Below are 23,312 nucleotides of genomic sequence, written 5' to 3'. Positions count from 1 at the left end.
GATAATATCGAGTGCAGCAGATAGTCCGAACTATCGCTCTGGCGTATAACAACCTGCCACGGCCCCACCGCGTCATGCTGGGGTCGCTGACAGTCGTCACATTGGCCGTCGCTGTTTGGCGGCCTTTTGTTTATCACCCAGAACATAATCCCATCGCCAAGAACGTCGAGTTAGAATCCAGCCAGTTGCGGTCATTGCTTCCCGAAGCCAGTGAGCCGATCGATGCCGACCAACCCACCCCCGATGACGAAATCCCGCAGGATGAACTGGATCAGAAGGATGCCGGCGATGACGGCGTGCATGAATATGTGGTTTCTACCGGCGACACCCTCGGTAGCATTCTGACGCAATATGGCATCGACATGTCGGATGTCACTCTGTTGGCTTCGCAAAACCGCGATCTGCGTAACCTGAAGATCGGCCAGCAACTGTCGTGGACCGTGAACGACGCGGGCGACCTGCAACAGCTGACCTGGGAGGTTTCTCGCCGTGAAACCCGCACCTATGACCGCGTCGGCAACAGCTTCAAAGAATCGAAAGAGGCGCAGCAGGGCGAATGGCGCAACAACGTGATCAGCGGCCGGGTCAACGGCAGCTTCGTCAGTAGCGCCGGTGATGCTGGGTTGAATCGTAACGAAATCAATGCGGTGATCAAGGCGCTGCAGTGGCAGCTCGATTTCCGCAAGCTGCGCAAAGGCGACCAATTCTCCGTGCTGATGTCGCGTGAACATTTCGACGGCAAGAAATCGCAAAGTCAGCTGTTGGGCGTGCGTATGCGCACCGGCGGCAAGGATTACTATGCGATCCGCGCCGAAGACGGCAAATTCTACGATCGCCAGGGCTCTGGCCTGGCGCGCGGCTTCATGCGTTTCCCGACCATGAAACAGTTCCGCATCTCCTCCAACTTCAACCCGCGCCGCGTGAACCCGGTGACCGGGCGCGTGGCGCCGCATAAGGGCGTCGATTTCGCCATGCCGGTCGGCACGCCAGTGCTGGCGGTCGGCGACGGTGAAGTGGTGATCGCCAAGCGCAGCGGCGCGGCGGGCAACTATGTGGCGATCCGCCACGGCCGCCAGTACACTACGCGCTATATGCATCTGAAAAAGTTGCTGGTGAAACCCGGCCAGAAAGTGAAACGCGGCGATCGCATTGCGCTTTCCGGCAACACCGGGCGCTCCACCGGGCCGCACCTGCACTTTGAACTGTGGACCGGCCAGCAGGCGGTGAACCCGCTGACGGCCAAGCTGCCTCGTTCCGAAGGGCTGAGCGGCAAAGACCGCAGCGATTATCTGGCGCAGGTGAAGGAAGTCGTTCCTCAACTGCAGCTGGATTAACGTCCCCCTTTTCCGGCGCTTCGGCGCCGCTAATTTCATCGGCCTGATTGCGGGCCGATGCTGTTTTATCTGGGTGGTTCGCGGTTGTTAATTGCAAAATCGGTGATGGCAATTATGATTAGCCGAATCGCTAAGCCAAGAGCATGTGCATGCAAAACGAGAAGAAATCGAACGTAGAGTTCATCCCGCAGTTTCAGAAAGCCTTTTTATCTCCACGCTACTGGGGCGTGTGGTTGGGAACCGGTCTGATGGCCGGCATTTCGCTGGTGCCTGCGCGCCTGCGCGATCCGGTGCTGGGCGCGGTCGGCAAACTGGCCGGTAAGCTGGCGAAGGGGGCGCGCCGCCGCGCCCGCATCAACTTGCTTTATTGCTTGCCGGAGCTGCCGGAAAGCGAACGCGAACACATCATCGACCAGATGTTCGCCTGCGCGCCGCAGTCGATGGTGCTGATGGCGGAACTGGCCTGCACCAAGCCGGAGAAAGTGCTCAAGCGCGTGCGCTGGCACGGCGAAGAAGTGTTGGACAGGATCCGGGCGGAAGGGCGCAACGTGATCTTCCTGGTGCCGCACGGCTGGGCGGTGGATGTGCCGGCGATGTTGATGGCCGCGCGCGGCCAACCGATGGCGGCGATGTTCCACAATCAGCGTAATCAGCTGATCGACTACCTATGGAACGCCGTGCGCCGCAAATTCGGCGGCCGTATGCACGCGCGCAACGACGGCATCAAACCCTTTATCAGTTCGGTGCGGCAGGGTTATTGGGGCTATTACCTGCCCGATCAGGATCATGGCGCGGAGCACAGCGAGTTCGTCGATTTCTTCGCGACCTATAAGGCGACGCTGCCGGCGGTGGGGCGGCTGATGAAGGTGTGTCGTGCGGCTATCGTGCCTTTGTTCCCGGTGTACGACGGCAAAACCAGCATGCTGGATATCTATATTCGCGAGCCGATGGATGACCTGGCCGAAGCCGACGATCCGCGCATTGCTCGCCGCATGAACGAAGAGGTGGAAAATCTGGTGGGCCCGAACCCGGAGCAGTACACCTGGATCCTCAAACTGCTGAAAACGCGTAAGGAAGGGGAGATTGAACCTTACTCGCGCGATGATCTGTACCGTTAATTCCTTCTGTCGCTAACGCCGGCCGGGTCTCACCCGACCGGCGTCTCTTCAAATGTGCACCATACAGCCGCGCGCCCGCAGGATGTCGACGACTTTCGGCGTGTGGGTGAAATCGTTCCAACGTAGGTCCAGCTTGCGCAGCCGGCTCAGTTCGCCAAGGCTTTCCGGCAGGTCGCTCAGGCGATTGGCCCGCAGATCCAGGCTTCTCAGCGCCGTCAGCTCACCGATATTATCCGGCAGCTGCGTCAGCTGATTGAAACGCAGGCTCAGCTCGCTCAATCGCGGCAGGCGGCAGAAGGCTTCCGGCAGCGCGGCGATGGCGTTGTTCGTCGCATCGAGAACCTCCAGCTCGCTGAGCAGGGCGATCTCCGCCGGCAGCGTGGTCAGGGCATTTTTCATGATATGCAGTTCGCGCAGCGCGCGCAGTTGCCCGATTTCGGCTCGCAGGCTGCGGATGCGATTGTTGTATAAACGCAGCTCCTGCAATGCCGCAAGCCTCGGTATCGCCTGTGGCAACGCGGTCAGATGGTTGTCGGTCGCGTTGAGATAGACCAGCTGTTGCAGCTGCGCCAGCGAGTGCGGTAGACAGCAAAAGCCGTTATCGCTCAAATAGAGGTATTTCAATCGATGCAGTTGGCCCAGCGCCTCGGGGAGCTCGCTGGCGCGATTGTGGCCAAAGTCGAACATCTCGAGCTGTTGTAACTGGCCAATCTCCGGCGGCAGGTGGCCGATCTGATTGCAGGAGATGTTCAGCACCTGCAGGTTGCGGTGTTGCAAGATAGAGGCGGGGAAGGCCGTCAGCTGATTGTCGTACAGGCTGATTTTGCGCAGTGCATAGCCGGTTAGCTGCGATTCGTCGAGCTGCGTCAGGCCGCGCCCATCGAGATCGAGCGCATCACCGGTCGAGGCGGGATTGTGTTGGTGGAGCATGGCGTTCTCCGTCGTTTATGGCGATGTCAGGGCAAAAAAAATGCCGGCCATCGTGGGACGGCCGGCATTTCGTCTGCGGCGTGGATTACTCGACGCGCAGGATACGGCTGGTATTGGTGGTGCCGACGGTTTCCATCACGTCGCCCTGGGTGACGATCACCAGGTCGCCGGAAACCAGGAAGCCTTTGTCGCGCAGGCGATTGACAGCTTCGTTGGCGGCGATCACGCCGTCTTTGTGGCTGTCGAAGTACACCGGCGTTACGCCGCGATAAAGTGCAGTCAGGTTCAGCGTGTGTTCATGACGGGACATGGCGAAGATCGGCAGGCCGGAGCTGATGCGTGACATCATCAGCGCGGTGCGGCCGGATTCGGTCATGGCGATCAGCGCGGTGACGCCTTTCAGGTGGTTGGCCGCATACATCGAAGACATGGCGATCGCCTCTTCGATGTTGTCGAACTGCACGTCCAGACGGTGTTTGGAAACGTTGATGCTCGGGATCTTCTCGGCGCCGAGACAAACGCGCGCCATTGCCGCGACGGTTTCCGCCGGGTATTGGCCGGCAGCGGTTTCCGCCGACAGCATGACGGCATCGGTGCCGTCCAGCACGGCGTTGGCCACGTCCATGACCTCGGCGCGGGTCGGCATCGGGTTGGTGATCATCGACTCCATCATCTGGGTCGCGGTGATCACCGCGCGGTTCAGGGTGCGGGCGCGGCGGATCAGTTTCTTCTGAATGCCGACCAGTTCCGGATCGCCGATTTCGACGCCCAGATCGCCACGGGCGACCATCACCACGTCGGAGGCCAGAATGATGTCGTCCATCGCTTCGTCGCTGCACACCGCTTCGGCGCGCTCAACCTTGGATACGATCTTGGCGTTGCAGCCTGCGTCGCGCGCCAGACGGCGGGCGTAGTTCAGGTCTTCGCCGGTGCGCGGGAAGGAAACCGCCAGGTAGTCGACGCCGATCTTGGCGGCGGTAACGATGTCCGCCTTGTCTTTTTCGGTCAGCGCTTCGGCCGACAGGCCACCGCCGAGTTTATTGATGCCCTTGTTGTTGGACAGCGGGCCGCCAACGGTCACTTCGGTAAATACTTTCATGCCCTGAACTTCGAGCACTTTCAGCTGAACGCGGCCGTCGTCGAGCAGCAGGACGTCGCCCGGCACCACGTCGGCAGGCAGGCCTTTATAGTCGATACCGACTTTTTCTTTGTCGCCTTCGCCTTTGGACAGGTTGGCGTCCAGCAGGAATTTATCGCCCACGTTGAGGAAAATCTTGCCTTCCTTAAAGGTGGATACGCGGATTTTTGGCCCTTGCAGGTCGCCGAGGATAGCGACGTGACGCCCCAGTTTGGCAGCGATTTCGCGCACTTTGTCAGCGCGAGCCTGGTGATCTTCCGGGCTGCCATGGGAGAAGTTGAGCCGAACTACGTTGGCGCCGGCGGCAATGATCTTTTCCAGATTATTGTCGCGGTCTGTAGCCGGACCCAGGGTGGTAACGATTTTGGTTCTTCTGAGCCGTCTGGACATGTATTACTCCGTTGACTGGTGAAGCAAATATTGGTGTTGCGATAACGTCGGATAACGAAACCAGGCGTGAAATGTAATTTTACAACACTGATATTTCACCCGGGTTACCCGCATGAGCGTGTTAACAGGGTACAGCCTCTGATGCCGCCATTCAAATGTCTGTTGAACGGCGATTTTTTCTTCGTAAGGTTACGAGTCAAAACTGTTGGGAATGACCACGCCTTTATCAAAGCGCGATTCTTTGAGCGCTTCTTTGACCCGCTTCAAGTTATCTCTGAATTTAGCCCCTCTGCGCAAGGTAAATCCGGTGGCGAGCACGTCAATGAGCGTTAATTGCGCGATCCGCGACACCATCGGCATATAAACGTCGGTGTCCTCGGGCACGTCGAGCAGTAAAGCGAGGGTCGCCGCCTGAGCGAGCGGGGTATCGCGCGAGGTGATGGCCAGCACCGTGGCGTCGTTTTCGCGCGCCAATTGGGCCATCTCCACCAGATTCTTGGTGCGACCGGTGTGCGAGATCAACACCACCACGTCGCCTTCGCCGGAGTTCATGCAGCTCATGCGCTGCATGACGATGTCATCGAAGTAGACCACCGGGATGTTGAAGCGGAAAAATTTGTTCATCGCGTCGTGCGCCACCGCCGCAGAGGCGCCCAGGCCGAAGAAAGAGATCTTTTTTGCCTGGGTGAGCAGGTCAACCGCACGATTGATTGCGGCAATATCCAAATTTGCCTTTACTGTATCCAGGCTGGCCATCACCGACTCGAAGATCTTGCTGGTATAGGCATCGACGCTGTCATCTTCCTCGACGTTACGGTTTACGTAAGGCGTGCCGTTGGCCAGGCTCTGGGCGAGATGCAGTTTGAAGTCGGGAAAGCCTTTAGTATCAAGGCGGCGGCAAAAACGGTTGACGGTGGGTTCGCTGACGTCGGCCATGCGCGCCAGCGTAGCGATGCTGGAGTGAATGGCGGTCTGCGGGGAGGCCAGGATCACCTCGGCGACTTTCCTTTCAGATTTGCTCAGGAGTTCCAGATGGCTCTGGATTTTGTCCAGCGTATTCATATAACGAGAGTCACTCATGGTTTTATCCCTGTGGCTTTCAAGCGACAGCGTCGAATTTCGTCCGTGTACGCCGTGCAAGCAGACGCCAAACGAGCGGCTGTAACCTGAAATCGATAGGGTATGTCGATTTCAAATAAAGGAGAAATCAATGCCGGTTTAGTGAAAATATACTACGTGCTGGTAACCGTTGGCAGTCTCGACAGGGCGTATGCAGGCTTTTTTCACCAGAATATGACCTGTGTCTAACTTTCATAATGGTAACAGAGCGTCAAAAAAGACGAAAAATTACAGTTTTGTCCACCTGCAACGGCTCTGCCGCGCAGTGGCGTTCACCACTGGAATCTTTGGGGCTTTTTTTCTGCTTTTGCACCGGGTTTGCTGGCCGTAGTCAAACAGAGTACATTAGTAATGTAAGAAAATTACAAATATCCTGCAACGAGGAGATGAACATGGCGGTAACCTCTACAGCCCAGGCGTGTGACCTGGTTATTTTCGGCGCGAAAGGTGATTTGGCGCGCCGTAAACTGCTGCCTTCCCTGTACCAGTTAGAGAAAGCCGGACACATCCACCCGGATACGCGGATCATCGGCGTCGGCCGCGCGGAGTGGGATAAAAAAGCTTATACCGAAGTGGTCAAGGAAGCGCTTGGCACCTTCATGAAGGAAAAACTGGATGACGAACTCTGGGCCACGCTGAGCGCGCGCCTGGACTTCTGCAACCTGGACGTCAACGACAGCAAGAACTTTACCAAACTGGGTAAAATGCTGGATCAGAAGCACCGCACCACCATCAACTACTTCGCTATGCCGCCAAGCACCTTCGGCGCCATCTGCAAAGGGTTGGGCGAAGCCAAGCTGAACCACGAGCCGGCGCGTGTGGTGATGGAGAAACCGCTGGGCACCGATCTGGCGTCCTCCCGCGTGATCAACGATCAGGTGGCTGAGTACTTCAATGAGTCCCAGGTTTACCGTATCGATCACTATCTCGGTAAAGAGACGGTGTTGAACCTGTTGGCGCTGCGCTTCGCCAACTCGCTGTTCGCGTCCAACTGGGATAACCGCACCATCGACTCGGTGCAGATCACCGTAGCGGAAGAGGTGGGCATCGAAGGGCGCTGGGGTTACTTCGACCAGGCCGGCCAGATGCGCGACATGATCCAGAACCACCTGCTGCAGATCCTGACCATGATCGCCATGTCGCCGCCGGCGGATCTGACCACCGACCGCATCCGCGACGAGAAGGTCAAGGTACTGCGTTCGCTGCGCCGCATCGATCAGACCAATGTCCGGGAAACCACCGTGCGCGGTCAGTACACCGCCGGCTTCGTCCAGGGCAAGAAAGTGCCGGGTTATCTGGAAGAAGAGGGGGCGAACAAGAGCAGTAGCACCGAAACCTTCGTCTCCATCCGCGTGGATATCGACAACTGGCAGTGGGCCGGGGTGCCGTTCTACCTGCGCACCGGTAAACGTCTGCCGACCAAATGTTCGGAAGTGGTGGTGTACTTCAAAAACCCGCCGCTTAACCTGTTCAGCGACTCGTATCAGCAGCTGCCGCAGAACAAGCTGACCATCCGTCTGCAACCGGACGAAGGCATCGAAATTCAGGTGCTGAACAAGGTGCCGGGGCTGGATCACAAGCACCGCTTGCAGACCACCAAGCTGGATCTGAGCTTCTCGGAAACCTTCAACCAGGAGCACGTGGCGGACGCCTATGAGCGCCTGTTGCTGGAGACCATGCGCGGCATCCAGGCGCTGTTCGTGCGCCGTGATGAAGTGGAAGAGGCCTGGAAGTGGGTCGACTCCATCATGGACGCGTGGAAAGCCGACAACGAAGCGCCTAAGCCTTATCAGGCGGGCACCTGGGGGCCGGTGGCCTCGGTGGCGATGATCACCCGCGACGGCCGTTCCTGGAACGAGTTCGAGTAATGCGCAATGCCGGCAGCCTGTCTGCCGGCTTTTTTTTGCCTGCGATCTGCGCGTGGGCCACATCACTTACGGTACGGCTGGCGTCCGCGCGTTTGCGCGGAACCCTGTGGCAGGGGCGTGCCATTGTTAACCGCGAGTAATGGAGAAATAACGATGAAAAACTGGAAAACCAGCGCCGAACAGATCCTGACGGCGGGACCGGTGGTGCCGGTTATCGTGATCAACAAGCTGGAACAGGCGGTTCCGCTGGCGAAAGCGCTGGTTGCCGGGGGCGTGCGGGTGCTGGAGGTGACGCTGCGCACCGCCTGTGCGCTGGAGGCGATTCGCGCTATCGCTAAAGAGGTACCGGAGGCGATTATCGGCGCCGGTACGGTGATCAATCCGCAGCAGCTGCGGGAGGTGACCGAGGCGGGGGCGCAGTTCGCCATCAGCCCGGGGTTGACCGAAGCCTTGCTGCAGGCGGCGACGGCGGGGACGATCCCGCTTATTCCGGGCATCAGCACCGTTTCTGAACTGATGCAGGGGATGGATTACGGCCTGCGCGAGTTCAAATTCTTCCCGGCGGAAGCCAACGGCGGTGTGAAGGCGCTGCAGGCGATCGGCGGTCCGTTCCCGCAGGTGCGTTTCTGCCCGACCGGCGGCATTACGCCGAACAATTATCGCGATTATCTGGCGCTGAAAAGCGTGTTCTGCATCGGCGGCTCCTGGCTGGTGCCGGCGGACGCGCTCGACAGCGGCGACTACGCGCGCATCACCGAACTGGCGCGCAACGCCGTCAGCGGCGCCGCGTCGTAACCCGCGCCGCGCCTGAGGTTGGCGCTTATTTGCACATCCTGGATTATCACAAGGCTCAACGCTCCGTTGGGCCTTTTTTAATTTTCATTGCAATTAACTTTATTATTTTTAACCCGTTTTTTTCTGCTTTTTTATGAAAACGGCAGTTTGCTTTCTTATTTTGGCTGTGGTAAAAATATCTCAGTTGAAAATTTTACTTTTATGAGGATATTGGGCAAATCGCACGGTGTGCGGCTGATAATAGAGAACTATTATGATGACTATTAACGGAACTACCCTCAGAACCTCTACTTGCCAACTCTTCCTGTCTGCGATTCTTGCCAGTGAGCATCACTGGTGCAGCGAGCTATAGCGTCTTTCTCCCTTAACCGGTGCAGGTAGCGGGCTTACGCCTTCACGCTATCGTTCAGCCGGGCAAACATTCTTTTTGCGTTTGGGTCAGTTTATCCCCAGGGATCTCTGCGTCTTGCGCGCCGCACGGCGGCCGTTTGACGAGATAAATCGGGATAAATATGCCTTGGCGCGCGTTATTCGCCGTTTGGGAGAAAAATTATGATTTATTGGATCTTTTTAGGTTTGGCCATCATGACCGAAATCATCGGCACCTTGTCGATGAAATACGCCAGCGTCAATGGCGGCATGAGCGGGCATATCGTGATGTATGTGATGATTACCGCGTCTTACGTGTTGCTGTCTGTCGCGGTAAAACGCGTAGCGCTGGGCGTGGCCTATGCGCTGTGGGAAGGGATCGGCATTCTGTTCATCACCCTGTTCAGCGTGCTGTGGTTCGACGAGCCAATCTCTGTGCTGAAGGTGCTGGGTCTGGCGACGCTGATCGCCGGCATCATGTTGGTGAAATCCGGCACCCGCAAAGAGCGAAAACAGGTCAGCCCGCGAGGTGACAACCATGCAACAGTTTGAGTTGTACCACATCGGGTTCCTGGGTCTGGCGATCGTGTTGGAAATCGTCGCCAACATCTTCCTGAAGATGTCGGACGGCTTCCGTAAAATTTGGTTGGGGCTGTTGTCGCTGCTGTCGGTACTCGGCGCGTTCAGCGCGCTGGCGCAGGCGGTAAAGGGCATCGATCTGTCGATCGCTTATGCGCTGTGGGGCGGTTTCGGTATCGCCGCCACTATCGCTGCGGGCTGGATCATGTTCGGTCAGCGGTTAAACGCCAAAGGCTGGGTCGGCCTGGCGCTGTTGCTGGCGGGGATGGTGATCCTCAAACTGTCCTGATAGCGGGCAATAAAAAAACCGCAGGCATAGCCGCCTGCGGTTTTTTTTCGTCTGTGCTCAGGCTTACAGCGCGGCGATGATTTTGATTTCCACCTTGTACTTCGGATTCATCAGCTGCGCCTGCACGGTGCAGCGCACCGGCGCGCTGCCGGCGACCACCCAGGCGTCCCAGGCGGCGTTCATCGCAGCGAAGTCGGCGGTGTTGGCCAAGAAAATGGTGGCGTCAAGAATACGGCTCTTATCCGAACCTACGCGCGCCAGCAGCACGTCAATGGCGGCAAGGGCGTTGGCGGTCTGCGCGGTCGCGTCATCGTCCAGGTTCTCCGGCACGCTGGTGTAGTAAACGGTCTCGTTGTGCACCACGGCTTCGGACCAGCGCTTATCGGGATCAATTCTTTCAATATTCATTTGCTTATCTCCATATCATCGTCCCGCTAAGGGTAGCACAGCCGGTGATGAAAAAGCGCGGCGATAAAGTGGGTGGTAGCCGGGCGGCAGGCTTGGCATAATCACCGCTGAATGACACCGGCAGAGAGACAGCGTGACAGACGATTTTGCAACAGACGGCGCATTGGCGCAGGCTATCAAGGGATTCAAACCGCGTGAGCCGCAGCGGCAGATGGCGCAAGCCGTCACCGAGGCGATCAATTTCAAGCAGGAACTGGTGGTGGAAGCCGGCACCGGCACCGGCAAGACTTTCGCTTATCTGGCGCCGGCATTGCGCGCCGATCGCAAAGTGATCATCTCTACCGGTTCGAAAGCGTTGCAGGATCAGCTGTATGCGCGCGATCTGCCCACCGTCGCCAAGGCGCTGAAGTACAAAGGCAAGCTGGCGCTGCTCAAGGGGCGTTCCAACTACCTGTGCCTGGAGCGACTGGAGCAGCAGTCGATGGCTGGCGGCGAGCTGGCGGGCCAGACGCTGATCGACCTGGTGCAGCTGCGCAAGTGGTCGTCGCAGACCAAAGAGGGCGATATCAGCACCTGCAGCGAAGTGGCGGAAGACAGCTTCGTCTGGCCGTTGGTAACCAGCACCAATGACAACTGTCTGGGCAGCGACTGCCCGCTGTATCAGGATTGCTTCGTGGTCAAGGCGCGCCGCCGCGCGATGGATGCGGATGTGGTGGTGGTGAACCATCACCTGTTCCTGGCGGATATGGTGGTGAAAGAGGGCGGTTTCGCCGAGCTGATCCCGGAAGCCGAGGTGATGATTTTCGATGAAGCGCACCAAATTCCCGACATCGCCAGCCAGTATTTCGGCCAACAGCTTACCAGCCGCCAGTTGCTGGATCTGGCGAAGGACATCACCATCGCCTACCGCACCGAGGTGCGCGACGCCGCCCAACTGCAAAAAAGCGCCGACCGTCTCAGCCTGAGTACGCAAGATTTCCGCCTGAATCTGGGGGAGCCGGGCTTTCGCGGCAATCTGCGCGACGTGCTGGGCGAACCGAACGTGCAGCGCGCTCTGTTGTTGCTCGATGACGCGCTGGAGCTGTGTTATGACGTCATGAAACTGTCGCTGGGGCGTTCGGCGCTGCTGGATGCCGCTTTTGAGCGCGCCACGCTGTATCGCGCGCGCCTCAAACGGCTGAAGGCGGTGACGGAGCCGGGCTACAGCTATTGGTATGAATGCAATTCACGCCACTTCGTGTTGGCGCTGACGCCGCTGACGGTGGCCGATCGGTTCCGCGAAATGCTGGACGAGAAGCCGGGCAGCTGGATCTTTACCTCGGCCACGCTGTCGGTCAACGATCGGTTGGGCCATTTCACCGAACGGTTGGGGCTGACCAAGGCTAAAACGTTGCTGCTGCCGAGCCCATTCGACTATGCCAAACAGGCGTTGCTGTGCGTGCCACGCTTTTTGCCTTCGCCGAATCAACCGGGCGGAGCGCGCCAGCTGGCGCGCATGCTGCGGCCGTTAATCGAAGCCAACAACGGCCGCTGCTTCTTCTTATGCACCTCGCATCAGATGATGCGCGAGCTGGCGGAAGAGTTCCGCGCCACGATGACGCTGCCGGTATTATTGCAAGGGGAAACCAGCAAAGGGCAGTTGCTGGCGCAGTTCGTTGCCGCCGGTAACGCGTTGTTGGTGGCGACCAGCAGTTTTTGGGAAGGGGTGGACGTGCGCGGTGATGCGCTGTCTTGCGTCATCATCGATAAGCTGCCGTTCACGTCACCGGACGATCCGCTGCTGAAGGCACGCATTGAAGATTGCCGCCTGCGCGGCGGCGATCCGTTCAATGACGTGCAGTTGCCGGATGCGGTCATCACCCTGAAGCAGGGCGTTGGGCGTTTGATCCGCGATACCGACGATCGCGGCGTGCTGGTGATTTGCGATAATCGTCTGGTGATGCGTCCTTATGGCGAGGTGTTCCTCAACAGCCTGCCGCCCACGCCGCGCACCCGCGATCTGAAGCAGGCCATCGCCTTCCTGCAGGCCGCCGAGACGTCGGCTACGTGAAAGATGAAGGGCTTACGGGGCTGTGCTACAATGCGCGCCCTGTATGAAAAACCCAGTTTTATTCCCGCCAGAGGTTGGCATGTCCACGCGAATTTTAGCGATCGATACCGCGACGGAAGCCTGTTCCGTCGCCGTCTGGAATCAAGGCGAAATCCACGCCCTGTTTGAGCTGTGCCCACGCGAGCATACGCAACGTATTTTACCTATGGTGCAGCAGGTGCTGGCGGAATCCGGTCTGGCGCTCAACCAGCTCGATGCGCTGGCCTTCGGTCGCGGCCCCGGCAGTTTTACCGGGGTGCGCATCGGCATCGGCATCGCTCAGGGCCTGGCGCTGGGCGCCGAGCTGCCGATGATTGGCGTTTCCACGCTGCAAACCATGGCGCAGGGCGCCTGGCGCGTCAGCGGTGCTGAACGCGTGCTGGCGGCGATCGATGCGCGCATGGGCGAGGTCTACTGGGGGCAGTTCGAGCGTCAGGCTGACGGCCGCTGGCTGGAAAGCGAAGGCGAGGCGGTGCTGTCGCCGGTTCAGGCGTTGGAGCGAGCGCAGCGCCTGCAGGGGGAATGGGCCCACGTCGGCACCGGCTGGCAAACCTATCCCGATCTGGTCAAGGGTTCCGCCCTGAGCGTGCGTGACGGCCAGATGCTGTTGCCGCAGGCGCAAGACATGCTGCCGCTGGCGCTGCACGCCTGGCAACAGGGGCTGGCGGTGGCGGTGGAAAATGCCGAGCCGACCTACCTGCGCAATGAAGTGACCTGGAAAAAACTGCCGGGCCGTGAGTAGTCGCGGCGTATTGTGCTGTTGTTGATGCCGGGCGATGAAGGCCTGCAACTTGAACGATGAAACGCGGTCAAAGTTACAGGCATTTCAGGAGATTGCGACCATGTTAATCCGCACTGCAAGTAAAAAGCTGTCGCTGCTGGCCATCGCCTGCGGCGCGCCGGTTCTGACCGGGTGCGTCACCGTACCGGATGCGATCAAAGGCTCCAGCCCTTCGCCGGTGACTCAGCTTTCCTCGGTACAAAATGCACCGAACCTGTTTACCGGCGCGGAAGCCCGCTTCGGCGGCACCGTGGTGAACGTCGCCAACGAACAGGGGCGTACGGTGCTGGAGATCGCGGCAGTGCCGCTCGACAGCGGTGCGCGGCCGATATTGGGTGAACCCTCGCGCGGCCGCTTGCTGGCCACGGTAAACGGCTTCCTCGAGCCGGTTGATTTCAAAGGCCAACTGGTGACCGTTGTCGGCCCCATTACCGGCCTGAAAGAGGGGCGGATCGGCATGACGCCGTATCGCTTCGTGACGATGAACGTCACCGGTTTCAAACGCTGGCATCTGGTGCAGCAGGTGGTGATGCCGCCGGCACCGATGGGGCCCTGGGGCTGGCGCGGTGGTCCGTGGGGACCCGGTTGGGGGGCTGGCTATGGCTGGTACAACCCTGGCCCGGCACAGGTGCAAACCATCGTAACCGAGTAGCATACGCTTGATGTGAACAAATTTGACAGGGCGGCTCAGGCCGCCCTTTTGCTTTTTGGGATAAGGAATATCCGACAATTAGTGACGTACATCGCAACCTGAATAATGTTTAAAACCCGAACTGGTCTGCTGAGTTAAAATATTGTTATGGTTAGGCTGCGAGTTTGAGGGCTGCGATGATAATTAGTAATGATTTCAGGAGTAATACCTTGGATAAGGTCTGGTTAAAACGGTATCCGGCAGATGTGCCCGCAGAGATTGATGCCGATCGCTATTCGTCGTTGATCGAAATGTTTGAGCATGCCGTGCAGCGCTATGCCGATCAGCCCGCCTTTATCAATATGGGTGAGGTGATGACCTTCCGCAAACTGGAAGAACGCAGCCGGGCTTTCGCGGCTTACCTGCAAAATGAACTGGGCCTCAAGAAGGGCGACCGCGTCGCGCTGATGATGCCTAACCTGCTGCAATATCCCATCGCCTTGTTTGGCATTCTGCGCGCCGGTATGGTGGTGGTCAACGTCAACCCGCTGTATACCCCGCGCGAGCTGGAGCACCAGCTAAACGACAGCGGCGCCAGCGCCATTGTCATCGTGTCCAACTTCGCCCATACGCTGGAAAAAGTGGTGTTCAACACCCAGGTCAAGCACGTGATTCTGACGCGCATGGGCGATCAGCTTTCGGCCGCCAAAGGCACGCTGGTCAACTTCGTGGTCAAATACGTCAAGCGTCTGGTGCCGAAATACAACCTGCCGGATGCCATTTCATTCCGCAGCGCGCTGCAGCGCGGCCGCCGCCTGCAGTATGTAAAACCGGACATCATTAATGCCGATCTGGCCTTCCTGCAATACACCGGCGGCACGACCGGCGTGGCGAAGGGCGCGATGCTGACGCACCGCAACATGCAGGCCAACCTCGAGCAGGCCAAAGCCGCCTATTCGCCGCTGTTCCGTGAAGGGCAGGAACTGGTGGTGACGGCGTTGCCGCTGTATCACATTTTTGCGCTGACGGTGAACTGCCTGCTGTTTATCGACCTGGGCGGGCGCAATTTGCTGATCACCAACCCACGCGACATTCCAGGGCTGGTGAAAGAACTGGGCAAATATCCGTTCACCGCCATGAGCGGGGTGAATACGCTGTTCAATGCGTTGCTGAACAACGAAGATTTCCACAAGCTCGATTTCTCCACGCTGCGCTTCTCGGTTGGCGGCGGTATGTCGGTGCAAAAGGCGGTGGCCGAGAAATGGGAGAAAACCACCGGCAAGCATTTGCTGGAAGGTTACGGCCTGACGGAGTGCGCGCCGCTGGTGGCCGGCAACCCTTACGATCTGAAACACTACAGCGGCAGCATCGGTCTGCCGGTGCCGTCGACGGATATTCGACTGGTGGATGACAACGGTCAGGATGTGCCGCCGGGTGAACCGGGCGAACTGTGGGTCAAAGGGCCGCAAGTTATGTTAGGCTATTGGCAGCGCCCGGAAGCCACCGACGAAGTGCTGAAAGACGGCTGGCTGGCGACCGGCGATGTGGTTACCGTAGACGAGCAGGGGTTTGTGCGCATCGTCGACCGCAAGAAAGACATGATCCTGGTCTCTGGTTTCAACGTCTATCCGAACGAGATCGAGGATGTGGTGAGCCAGCACCCGAAAGTGCTGGAATGTGCGGCGATCGGCGTGCCCAGTGAGGTTTCCGGTGAAACGGTGAAGATCTGCGTGGTGAAGAAAGACGCCTCGCTGACCAAGGAAGAGCTGTTGACCCATTGCCGCCGTCACCTGACCGGGTATAAAGTGCCTAAAATTGTTGAGTTCCGCGATGAGCTGCCGAAGTCGAACGTCGGCAAGATATTGCGGCGAGAACTGCGCGAGGAGCAAAAAACGCCGAAGCCGGCCGATGCCGCCTAGGTTTTGCCTTTGCGCCTGACTATCGACAACGCCGGTGAATGCCGGCGTTGTTGTGTTTGAATCCTACAAGAGAATGATGTTTTGAATTATCAGTTGATCACTACCGATGCCGGATTGCAGCAGGTCTGCGAGCAGGCGAGAAAGCATGCCCAGATAGCGCTGGACACCGAGTTTGTCAGAACGCGCACCTACTATCCGCAGCTGGGCCTGATCCAGCTCTACGACGGTGAACAACTCTCCCTTATCGATCCTTTGCCGATCAAGCAGTGGCAGCCGTTTGTCGACCTGTTGGCCGATACCGCCGTGGTGAAATTCCTGCATGCCGGCAGCGAAGATCTCGAAGTGTTTCTCAACGCCTTTAAAACGCTGCCGACGCCGATGGTCGATACCCAGATCCTGGCGGCCTTTACCGGTCGGCCGCTCTCCTGCGGTTTCGCGACGCTGGTGGCGGAGTACATGAAGGTTGAGCTGGACAAAAGCGAGTCGCGCACCGACTGGCTGGCGCGCCCGCTGACCGAAAGACAGTGCGTATACGCGGCGGCCGACGTGTTCTATCTGCTGCCGATGGCCAAACAGCTGGTGCAGGAGACCGAAGAGGCCGGTTGGACCGCGGCGGCCAATAACGAGTGCCTGCTGTTGTGCCAACGCCGCAGCGAGACGCTGGCGCCGGAATTGGCCTATCGTGAAATCAGCAATGCCTGGCAGCTGCGTCCGCGCCAGCTGGGTTGTCTGCAGAAGCTGGCGGAGTGGCGGTTGCGCCAGGCGCGCGAGCGCGATTTGGCGGTGAACTTCGTGGTGCGGGAGGAAAACCTGTGGCAGGTGGCGCGCTATATGCCTTCTTCGCTGGGAGAACTGGATTCGCTGGGTCTGAGCGGGCCGGAGATCCGTTATCACGGTAAAACGCTGCTGGCGCTGGTGGCCGAGGCCGAAGCCTTGGACGAAGGCGAGCTGCCGGCGCCGTTGGCCAACCTTATCGATCAGCCGGGCTACAAGAAGGTGTTTAAAGACATCAAGGCGGCGATCGCCACCGTCAGCGAGCAAAGCGGGTTGAGCAGCGAGCTGCTGGCGTCCCGTCGCCAAATTAACCAACTGCTGAACTGGCATTGGAAACTGAAGGACGGCGAGAGTCGCCCTGAATTAATCAGTGGCTGGCGTGGCGATTTATTAATGGCGCCGTTGCAGGAGATCCTGAAAGAATATTAATCGCTGGCACTCACCAGGGCAGGGTAAGGAAACTCTGCTCGGGTGAATATAGGCAGGAAATAATGCGTTGAAGGTAAATCTGGCCAGAATTTACTTTAAACGAGGTGGCGGCAAAGTTAATTGGGAATTGTCCCAAAGGGAAAAATCGCTTTTTTGCTGCCGATGATGCTTATTAACTGGATGCACATACAGTTACCCCCTGCATAAAATATACAGGGGGTAATTAATGCGTCGCAATCATTTAGCTGCTTCTTCCGATTCCGGTAATGTCACGTTAAGTTCAAGTACCGAAATATCGTCCCCTTTCTGCTCGAACTGCACATGCAGCATTTCAGGATCGATCTGAATGTATTTGCAAATAACCGCCAGAATATCGCGTTTCAGATCAGGCAGATACGGGGGCTCACTGTCCCCGCGACGACGCTCTGCGACGATAATCTGCAGCCGTTCCTTGGCTATATTGGCTGTCTGTTTTTTGCGGGACAGAAAGAAGTCTAATAAGGCCATGGTTTATCCCCCAAAAAGGCGTTTCAGGAAACCCTTCTTCTCTTCTTCAATGAAGCGGAATGGGCGTTCTTCCCCCAACAAGCGGCAAACGGTATCGTCATACGCCTTACCGGCGTCTGACTCGGCATCCAGAATGACAGGCTCACCCTGGTTGGAAGCGCGCAGCACTGACTGGTCTTCCGGAATCACACCCACCAGCGGAATGCGCAGGATCTCCAGCACGTCTTCCATGCTCAGCATGTCGCCACGGCTGACGCGGCCCGGGTTGTAACGGGTCAGCAGCAGGTGTTCCTTGATAGGCGATTCGCCTTTCTCGGCACGGCGTGACTTGGAAGAAAGGATCCCCAGAATACGGTCGGAGTCACGTACCGACGAGACTTCCGGGTTGGTGGTGATGATAGCTTCGTCGGCGAAGTACAGCGCCATCAGCGCACCGGTTTCGATACCGGCCGGCGAGTCGCACACTACGAAGTCAAAATCCATCTCACCGAGATCGTTGAGGACCTTTTCAACGCCTTCTCGGGTCAGCGCGTCTTTGTCGCGCGTCTGCGAAGCAGGCAGGATATAGAGGTTTTCAGTGCGTTTGTCTTTGATCAACGCCTGATTCAGCGTGGCGTCGCCCTGAATCACGTTCACGAAATCATAAACTACCCGACGTTCGCAGCCCATAATCAGGTCAAGATTACGCAGACCGATATCGAAATCGATCACCACGGTTTTCTTGCCTTTCTGGGCCAGGCCGGTAGCGATGGCCGCGCTCGAAGTGGTCTTGCCAACGCCCCCTTTACCCGATGTAACAACAATAATGCGTGCCATGAAATGGATTCCTTGTCAAAAGGGCTTAGTTTAAAGGTTGTATGGTTAAAGCGTTATCCAACAGGCTGAGTCGTACGGCCTGCCCGACGTAATCGGACGGGATTTGATCGCTCAACCAGTACTGCCCTGCGATAGAGACTAGCTCAGCCGCCAGGTGGGTGCAAAAAATCTGACATTGCGTGTCGCCTGACGCGCCTGCCAGTGCGCGGCCGCGCATCATGCCATAGACGTGAATATTGCCGTCGGCAATCAATTCGGCGCCGGCGCTGACGCTGCTGGTCACGATAAGATCGCAGTTGCGGGCGTAAATCTGTTGGCCGGAACGGACAGGCGTGCTGATGATGCGCGTTTTGGCGGGGGCGTTATCCGCCGCCACTGGCGCAGGGGTAGGCTCCGGCGCCGCCATTTTCTGGCCTTTGCCTTCGCTCAGCAGCGGTAGCCCGGCGCGGGCTATCGCGCGCTTTTGTCGCTCATCTCTGCAACCGCTGATACCCACAACGCGCAGACCTGCCGCCGCGACAGCCTGTTGAAGTTCTTTCCAGTTCGCATCGCCATCCAGCGTTGCGACGTTGATAACAACAGGGGCGTTTTTCAGAAAAGCGGGCGCTTGCTCAACTTTTTCTTGTAACGCCTGACGTATTACCTCGGGCTGCGAATTATGCAAATGAACAACCGATAGGGTAAAACTGCTGCCTTTTAGCTCAATTGGCGATTGTGACATCTATCCTGACTCAGTCTCAGCAACTTTAAATCCCCGGAATACCACTCGGGGTGCGATATTCCGATGTACTATAAGCATGTTATAGTCAGAGTTATATCCAGGCAAGACGCTCCCTCAATTAAATAGAGTTAAAAAAATGCTTTGTGTGATCTATAGAAGCCCGAAACGCGATCAAACTTATCTTTATGTCGAAAAAAAAGACGATTTCTCTCGTGTGCCGGAAGAGCTGATGAAAAGTTTCGGCGTGCCGCAATTCGCCATGATGCTTTCGCTCGATGAACGCAAGAAATTGGCTTCGGCGGATATCGAAAAGGTGAAGCAGGCGCTGAAAGACGAAGGCTATTACCTGCAGTTCCCGCCGCCGGTTGAAAATCTGCTCAACCAGCATCTGGCGGGCGACAAGTCCTGAGGCAGGCGCTGCGGCCAGGGGAGGCCCGATGACACGTTCAGTGAGAACAACCGCGCTGGCCGTTTGGCTGGCGCTGGGCGGTGCGCTGATACCGGGCTCGTCACACGCGGCGCAGGAGACGACGCTGGCGGCGAGCGGCCGCGATCCGGCGCAGTTTCCGGCATATGTCGAGCAGCTTAAGCGGCGGGCGAGGGAGCAGGGCATCAGTCAGGGCACGCTCGACCGCGCTTTTGCGCAAATCCATTTCGTCGATCGGGTGATCAAGGCCGATCGCAATCAGCCGGAGCAGAAGGTAACCCTGGACGACTACCTGCGGCGGGTGATGTCGCCCGTCAAGGTGCGCCAGGGGCGCGAACTGTACCGGCAGCGCCATGCGCAATTGTCGCGGGCCAGCGAGCGCTATCGGGTGCCGGGGCGCTATATCATCGCGCTGTGGGGCATGGAGAGTGCCTATGGCAAGATTCAGGGGCGGGAAGACGTGGTGTCTGCGCTGGCGACGCTGGCGTTCGAAGGGCGCCGCGAGGCCTTTTTCAGTCAGGAGCTGCTGGCGGCGCTGCAGATAATCGAGCAGGGACACGTTGGCGATGCGTCGCTGAAAGGGTCCTGGGCCGGCGCGATGGGGCAATGCCAGTTTATGCCGAGTTCCTTCCCGCGCTATGCGGCGGATGGCGATGGTGACGGGCGCATCGATATCTGGAATAACATCGATGACGTATTTGCCTCTACCGCCAGCTATTTATCCAAAGAGGGCTGGCAGCCCGGCATCGGTTGGGGGCGCGAGGTCAAGCTGCCCGCCGGTTTCAACCGGGCCGAACTGGGGCTGAAGGACGCGCAGGCGCGCAGCGTCAACGCCTGGCAACAACGCGGCGTGCGGCGTGCGGATGGCAGTGCGTTGCCGCACGCCGTTCAGCGCGGCTGGATCATTGCGCCGGACGATCTGCAGGGGCGGACGTTCCTGGTCTATGATAATTTCCGCACCCTGATGCACTGGAATCGCTCTTACTATTTCGCTATCGCCGTGGGTATGATGGCGGACGCGATCGGACATTGATTCGACACACCAATAATCGGCTTGGCGCGCCAAGCCTCTACAGTTTGGGAGAAGCGGTATGTATCAACATAGAGACTGGCAGGGTTCGTTGCTCGATTTCCCGGTGAACAAGGTGGTTTGCGTCGGCAGCAACTACGCCGATCACATCAAGGAAATGGGCAGCGCGGTTTCCGTCGAGCCGGTGGTGTTTATCAAACCGGAAACGGCGCTGTGCGATATCCGCCAGCCGGTGGCCATCCCTAAAGAGTTCGGTTCAGTGCACCATGAGGTCGAGCTGGCGGTGCTGATCGGCACGCCGCTGAAACAGGCCAACGAAGACCGCGTGGCGCGGGCGATCGCCGGTTACGGCGTGGCGCTCGATCTGACGCTGCGCGATCTGCAGGCGGGCTTTAAAAAAGCCGGTCAGCCGTGGGAAAAGGCCAAGGCCTTCGACGGTTCCTGCCCGATGTCGGGATTTATCCCGGTAGCCGAGTTCGGCGATCCGCAAAACGCCGAGCTGTCGTTGACCGTTAACGACCAGCTGCGCCAGCAGGGCAATACGCGTGACATGATCACGCCGATCCTGCCGCTTATCAGCTACATGAGCCGTTTCTTCACGCTGCGCGCCGGCGACATCATTCTGACCGGCACGCCGCAGGGCGTGGGCCCGATGGCTTCCGGCGACATGCTGAAAATCAGCCTGAACGGCAAAACCCTCAGCACCCGGGTGATCTGATTTCTCCTCGCCGCCGGCATCGTCGGCGGCAAAACTTGCATCTCGCGGCTAAAATGTCTATATAGTCCCCCCTCGAACCTGTGCGCAGGTGACTTTTCCCTTTACCTAAACCGGACGCTAACATGTCACAACTCGCTTTTTGGCAACAGAAAACGCTGGCGGAAATGTCAGAACAAGAGTGGGAGTCGTTGTGCGACGGGTGCGGGCAATGCTGTTTGAATAAGCTGATCGACGAAGATACCGACGAGATTTATTTTACCAACGTAGCCTGCAACCAGCTCAACATCAAATCCTGCCAATGCCGCAACTACGAGCGGCGCTTCGAGCTGGAAGAAGACTGCATCAAACTGACGCGCGAGAACCTCACCACCTTCGATTGGCTGCCACCTACCTGCGCCTACCGTCTGATTGGCGAAGGTAAACCGCTGTTCCCCTGGCACCCGTTGCTGAGCGGCTCCAAGGCGGCGATGCACGGTGAGCGCATCACGGTGCGGCATATCGCGGTGCGTGAGAGCGAAGTGGTGGACTGGCAGGACCATATCCTCAACAAGCCGGACTGGGCCAGGTAAAATCGGAACCCTTGCGGATCAAGGCGGGGCGCGATGCAAGAGGGCGGAGTGGTTGGGCACTCCCCCTTTGCGTTGTTGAGCTAACCCGCTGGCGTGAGGCTCATGGCATAAGCCGTCATTTCACTCTTTTTTATCGCGCCGGTGCCAGTTCGCCAGGTTTTTTAGCGGTTGTTTCACATAAGGGCTGGCTTTGATCAGGCTGAACAGCAGCTTATTCACCGCCGTACCCACCTTGTCCATCGGCCGGTCGATATCGAGAAACAACACCGCGCGCAGCTCGTCGGTATCATTACGCACTTCGTGCTCATAAGAGTCGTCAAACAAAATCACTTTGCCTTCATCCCAGTGCAGGATTTGATCGTCAACGCGGATCCACAGCTTTTCCCGATCCTTTGGCACGATTAATCCCAGATGAGCGCGTACCACGGCACGCGTCGGGCCTTTGTGCGGCACGATATGATAGTGCGGCTTAAGGATAGAGAACATGGCGGTGCGCATGCCGGGGATCTCGCTGACCGCTTGCGCGGTACGCGGGCAAATGGCGCAGTTTTCATCAACGCGTTGCCCATAGACAAACAGCCCGAAGGTTTTCCAGTTATCCCCTTTGGAGATGCGTTTCTGATCCGGTGATATTTGGTGGAATGCGGGAATATCTTCAGGATGCTCCAACAGGCGATCCAACTCCTCCCGAATGGCGGGCCAACGGGCTTCCAGCGACGTCACCCAATTAAATTCATGATTACCGATCTGCGGCGTGGTGGAGATTAGCGAATGGCGAGTCTGAAACTCGCCGTTCCAGCGCAGGAATCTTTTCCCTGCTTTAAGCAGCAGGCGACGCAGGAACGGGCGCTGAGACGAGGGAGGCAATGCGGTATCCGGCATAGATCGTGTCCTTGATATCATTTGCTGTAGTCAGCCAAAGACTGGGCCCGGCTTACTAGAGAAAAAGTGTGGAAATCCAAACGTCATCAGCATAGGTAAAGAATCAGGAACGATTTTAATCATTAGTGCGCGAACGGTGAGTCGAGACTCGATGCGCGCTATCAGCATTGCGGGATAAGGGAGAATTTTTGCAAGTCAGGGGGAAGGGGGAAAAAAGCCCCTACATAGATGAGGGGCAAGACACACAACAACACCAGGGAAATCGGTAGTACTCACTTTGCCGATACTATAAGGATTTTATGGGCAAAGTTCACCAAAATATTGTGCTCTGAATGTGACAAAGGCGCAGTCGTTCATAAATAACGGTAATTTATTGTCGCCTGAAAGCCGAGAGGATTGCGCCGACATCGCCTGTTTTTGCCTGCCGGTATCACAGAAGTTTAATGTTATGTAAATTACGCGCGTAATCGAGCCAGGATGCTTCTTTTTAAGCGATAAGTTGGGTAATTTGGCCGCTCTCCCGCAAGTTCGAGAGCATAACAATGAAAATGGTTCGTCTGTTTGCCGTGGCTGGAGCGCTGATCGTGCTCGTTTATTTCCTCACACATACCTGAAATGGGGTTATCTCTGAATTTGACAGCAATACCCTAAAAAAAACGGCGCCTTCAGGCGCCGTTTTTGG

Annotated in this window: 23 protein-coding genes; 15 read left to right on the top strand and 8 right to left on the bottom strand. The window is 57.8% G+C overall.

Annotation, left to right across the window (positions count from 1 at the left end):
- Window positions 1–11 precede the first annotated feature (11 nt).
- The gene (gene mepM / locus AAIE04_RS24430; protein WP_063918482.1) at window positions 12–1,334 is read left to right on the top strand and encodes a murein DD-endopeptidase MepM; all 1,323 of its coding nucleotides are present in this window, start codon (window positions 12–14) and stop codon (window positions 1,332–1,334) included.
- Between the two features lie 149 nt (window positions 1,335–1,483).
- Complete coding sequence (gene lpxM, locus AAIE04_RS24425) at window positions 1,484–2,452, top strand: lauroyl-Kdo(2)-lipid IV(A) myristoyltransferase (RefSeq protein WP_019452803.1); 969 nt, start codon at window positions 1,484–1,486, stop codon at window positions 2,450–2,452.
- 48 nt (window positions 2,453–2,500) lie between these two features.
- On the opposite strand, the gene AAIE04_RS24420 is transcribed toward lpxM, so the two are convergent.
- From AAIE04_RS24420 to AAIE04_RS24410, 3 genes are all read right to left on the bottom strand, one after another.
- Window positions 2,501–3,382, bottom strand: a complete 882-nt coding sequence (locus AAIE04_RS24420) for a leucine-rich repeat domain-containing protein (RefSeq protein ID WP_498577824.1) — start codon at window positions 3,380–3,382, stop codon at window positions 2,501–2,503.
- A gap of 85 nt (window positions 3,383–3,467) precedes the next feature.
- Window positions 3,468–4,910 (bottom strand): pyruvate kinase, encoded by a 1,443-nt coding sequence (gene pyk, locus AAIE04_RS24415; RefSeq protein WP_019452801.1) that lies wholly within the window; start codon window positions 4,908–4,910, stop codon window positions 3,468–3,470.
- A gap of 189 nt (window positions 4,911–5,099) precedes the next feature.
- Window positions 5,100–5,972, bottom strand: a complete 873-nt coding sequence (locus tag AAIE04_RS24410) for a MurR/RpiR family transcriptional regulator (RefSeq protein ID WP_019452800.1) — start codon at window positions 5,970–5,972, stop codon at window positions 5,100–5,102.
- 449 nt (window positions 5,973–6,421) lie between these two features.
- Here AAIE04_RS24410 and zwf point away from each other — a divergent pair, with 449 nt between their 5' ends.
- The 4 genes from zwf to mdtI all read left to right on the top strand — a co-directional run bounded on the left by zwf (window position 6,422) and on the right by mdtI (window position 9,929).
- Window positions 6,422–7,897: a glucose-6-phosphate dehydrogenase gene (gene zwf, locus AAIE04_RS24405; RefSeq protein ID WP_019452799.1), complete on the top strand. Its 1,476-nt coding sequence runs from the start codon at window positions 6,422–6,424 to the stop codon at window positions 7,895–7,897.
- 153 nt (window positions 7,898–8,050) lie between these two features.
- A complete protein-coding gene (locus tag AAIE04_RS24400; RefSeq protein WP_498577823.1) occupies window positions 8,051–8,692 on the top strand; it encodes a bifunctional 4-hydroxy-2-oxoglutarate aldolase/2-dehydro-3-deoxy-phosphogluconate aldolase in 642 nt (213 codons plus the stop codon).
- A 552-nt stretch (window positions 8,693–9,244) separates the two neighbouring features.
- Window positions 9,245–9,613: a multidrug/spermidine efflux SMR transporter subunit MdtJ gene (gene mdtJ, locus AAIE04_RS24395; protein WP_019452797.1), complete on the top strand. Its 369-nt coding sequence runs from the start codon at window positions 9,245–9,247 to the stop codon at window positions 9,611–9,613.
- Window positions 9,600–9,929, top strand: a complete 330-nt coding sequence (mdtI, locus tag AAIE04_RS24390; protein WP_019452796.1) for a multidrug/spermidine efflux SMR transporter subunit MdtI — start codon at window positions 9,600–9,602, stop codon at window positions 9,927–9,929. Before mdtJ ends, mdtI begins: the two co-directional genes overlap by 14 nt.
- Window positions 9,930–9,992: 63 nt before the next feature.
- On the opposite strand, the gene AAIE04_RS24385 is transcribed toward mdtI, so the two are convergent.
- Window positions 9,993–10,337 carry a RidA family protein gene (locus AAIE04_RS24385; protein WP_019452795.1) on the bottom strand — a complete coding sequence of 115 codons (345 nt, stop codon included), beginning with the start codon at window positions 10,335–10,337 and terminating at the stop codon, window positions 9,993–9,995.
- 133 nt (window positions 10,338–10,470) lie between these two features.
- On the opposite strand from AAIE04_RS24385, the gene yoaA reads away from it, so the two are divergent.
- From yoaA to rnd, 5 genes are all read left to right on the top strand, one after another.
- Window positions 10,471–12,387, top strand: coding sequence for a DNA repair helicase YoaA (gene yoaA / locus AAIE04_RS24380; protein WP_063918479.1), 1,917 nt, complete (start codon window positions 10,471–10,473; stop codon window positions 12,385–12,387).
- A 79-nt stretch (window positions 12,388–12,466) separates the two neighbouring features.
- Window positions 12,467–13,168: a tRNA (adenosine(37)-N6)-threonylcarbamoyltransferase complex dimerization subunit type 1 TsaB gene (gene tsaB / locus AAIE04_RS24375; protein ID WP_154746332.1), complete on the top strand. Its 702-nt coding sequence runs from the start codon at window positions 12,467–12,469 to the stop codon at window positions 13,166–13,168.
- 100 nt (window positions 13,169–13,268) lie between these two features.
- A complete protein-coding gene (locus AAIE04_RS24370; protein WP_498577822.1) occupies window positions 13,269–13,859 on the top strand; it encodes a Slp family lipoprotein in 591 nt (196 codons plus the stop codon).
- A gap of 209 nt (window positions 13,860–14,068) precedes the next feature.
- Window positions 14,069–15,757: a long-chain-fatty-acid--CoA ligase FadD gene (fadD, locus tag AAIE04_RS24365; RefSeq protein ID WP_019452791.1), complete on the top strand. Its 1,689-nt coding sequence runs from the start codon at window positions 14,069–14,071 to the stop codon at window positions 15,755–15,757.
- A gap of 81 nt (window positions 15,758–15,838) precedes the next feature.
- Window positions 15,839–16,960 carry a ribonuclease D gene (rnd, locus tag AAIE04_RS24360; protein WP_154746331.1) on the top strand — a complete coding sequence of 374 codons (1,122 nt, stop codon included), beginning with the start codon at window positions 15,839–15,841 and terminating at the stop codon, window positions 16,958–16,960.
- 237 nt (window positions 16,961–17,197) lie between these two features.
- On the opposite strand, the gene minE is transcribed toward rnd, so the two are convergent.
- From minE to minC, 3 genes are read right to left on the bottom strand one after another with little or no spacing between them, the layout of a single operon-like run.
- Window positions 17,198–17,467, bottom strand: a complete 270-nt coding sequence (gene minE / locus AAIE04_RS24355) for a cell division topological specificity factor MinE (protein WP_004932303.1) — start codon at window positions 17,465–17,467, stop codon at window positions 17,198–17,200.
- Window positions 17,468–17,470: 3 nt separating this feature from the next.
- A complete protein-coding gene (minD, locus tag AAIE04_RS24350; RefSeq protein WP_004932300.1) occupies window positions 17,471–18,283 on the bottom strand; it encodes a septum site-determining protein MinD in 813 nt (270 codons plus the stop codon).
- Window positions 18,284–18,308: 25 nt separating this feature from the next.
- Window positions 18,309–19,004 carry a septum site-determining protein MinC gene (gene minC / locus AAIE04_RS24345; protein ID WP_019452789.1) on the bottom strand — a complete coding sequence of 232 codons (696 nt, stop codon included), beginning with the start codon at window positions 19,002–19,004 and terminating at the stop codon, window positions 18,309–18,311.
- Window positions 19,005–19,140: 136 nt separating this feature from the next.
- Between minC and AAIE04_RS24340 the strand changes: the two genes are divergently transcribed.
- The 4 genes from AAIE04_RS24340 to ycgN all read left to right on the top strand — a co-directional run bounded on the left by AAIE04_RS24340 (window position 19,141) and on the right by ycgN (window position 21,748).
- Window positions 19,141–19,413, top strand: coding sequence for a YcgL domain-containing protein (locus AAIE04_RS24340; RefSeq protein WP_019452788.1), 273 nt, complete (start codon window positions 19,141–19,143; stop codon window positions 19,411–19,413).
- Window positions 19,414–19,441: 28 nt separating this feature from the next.
- The gene (locus AAIE04_RS24335; RefSeq protein WP_498577821.1) at window positions 19,442–20,464 is read left to right on the top strand and encodes a lytic murein transglycosylase; all 1,023 of its coding nucleotides are present in this window, start codon (window positions 19,442–19,444) and stop codon (window positions 20,462–20,464) included.
- Between the two features lie 58 nt (window positions 20,465–20,522).
- Window positions 20,523–21,179, top strand: a complete 657-nt coding sequence (locus AAIE04_RS24330; protein ID WP_025159804.1) for a fumarylacetoacetate hydrolase family protein — start codon at window positions 20,523–20,525, stop codon at window positions 21,177–21,179.
- A gap of 122 nt (window positions 21,180–21,301) precedes the next feature.
- Window positions 21,302–21,748: a cysteine cluster protein YcgN gene (ycgN, locus tag AAIE04_RS24325; RefSeq protein ID WP_025159803.1), complete on the top strand. Its 447-nt coding sequence runs from the start codon at window positions 21,302–21,304 to the stop codon at window positions 21,746–21,748.
- Window positions 21,749–21,868: 120 nt separating this feature from the next.
- Here the strand turns inward: ycgN and AAIE04_RS24320 are convergent, their stop codons facing one another.
- A complete protein-coding gene (locus tag AAIE04_RS24320) occupies window positions 21,869–22,630 on the bottom strand; it encodes an aspartyl/asparaginyl beta-hydroxylase domain-containing protein (protein WP_498056233.1) in 762 nt (253 codons plus the stop codon).
- Between the last annotated feature and the right edge of the window lie 682 nt (window positions 22,631–23,312).

This window comes from Serratia sp. Ae19-1 (genome assembly GCF_059801225.1).
This window is presented reverse-complemented; position numbering and strand designations above follow the sequence as displayed.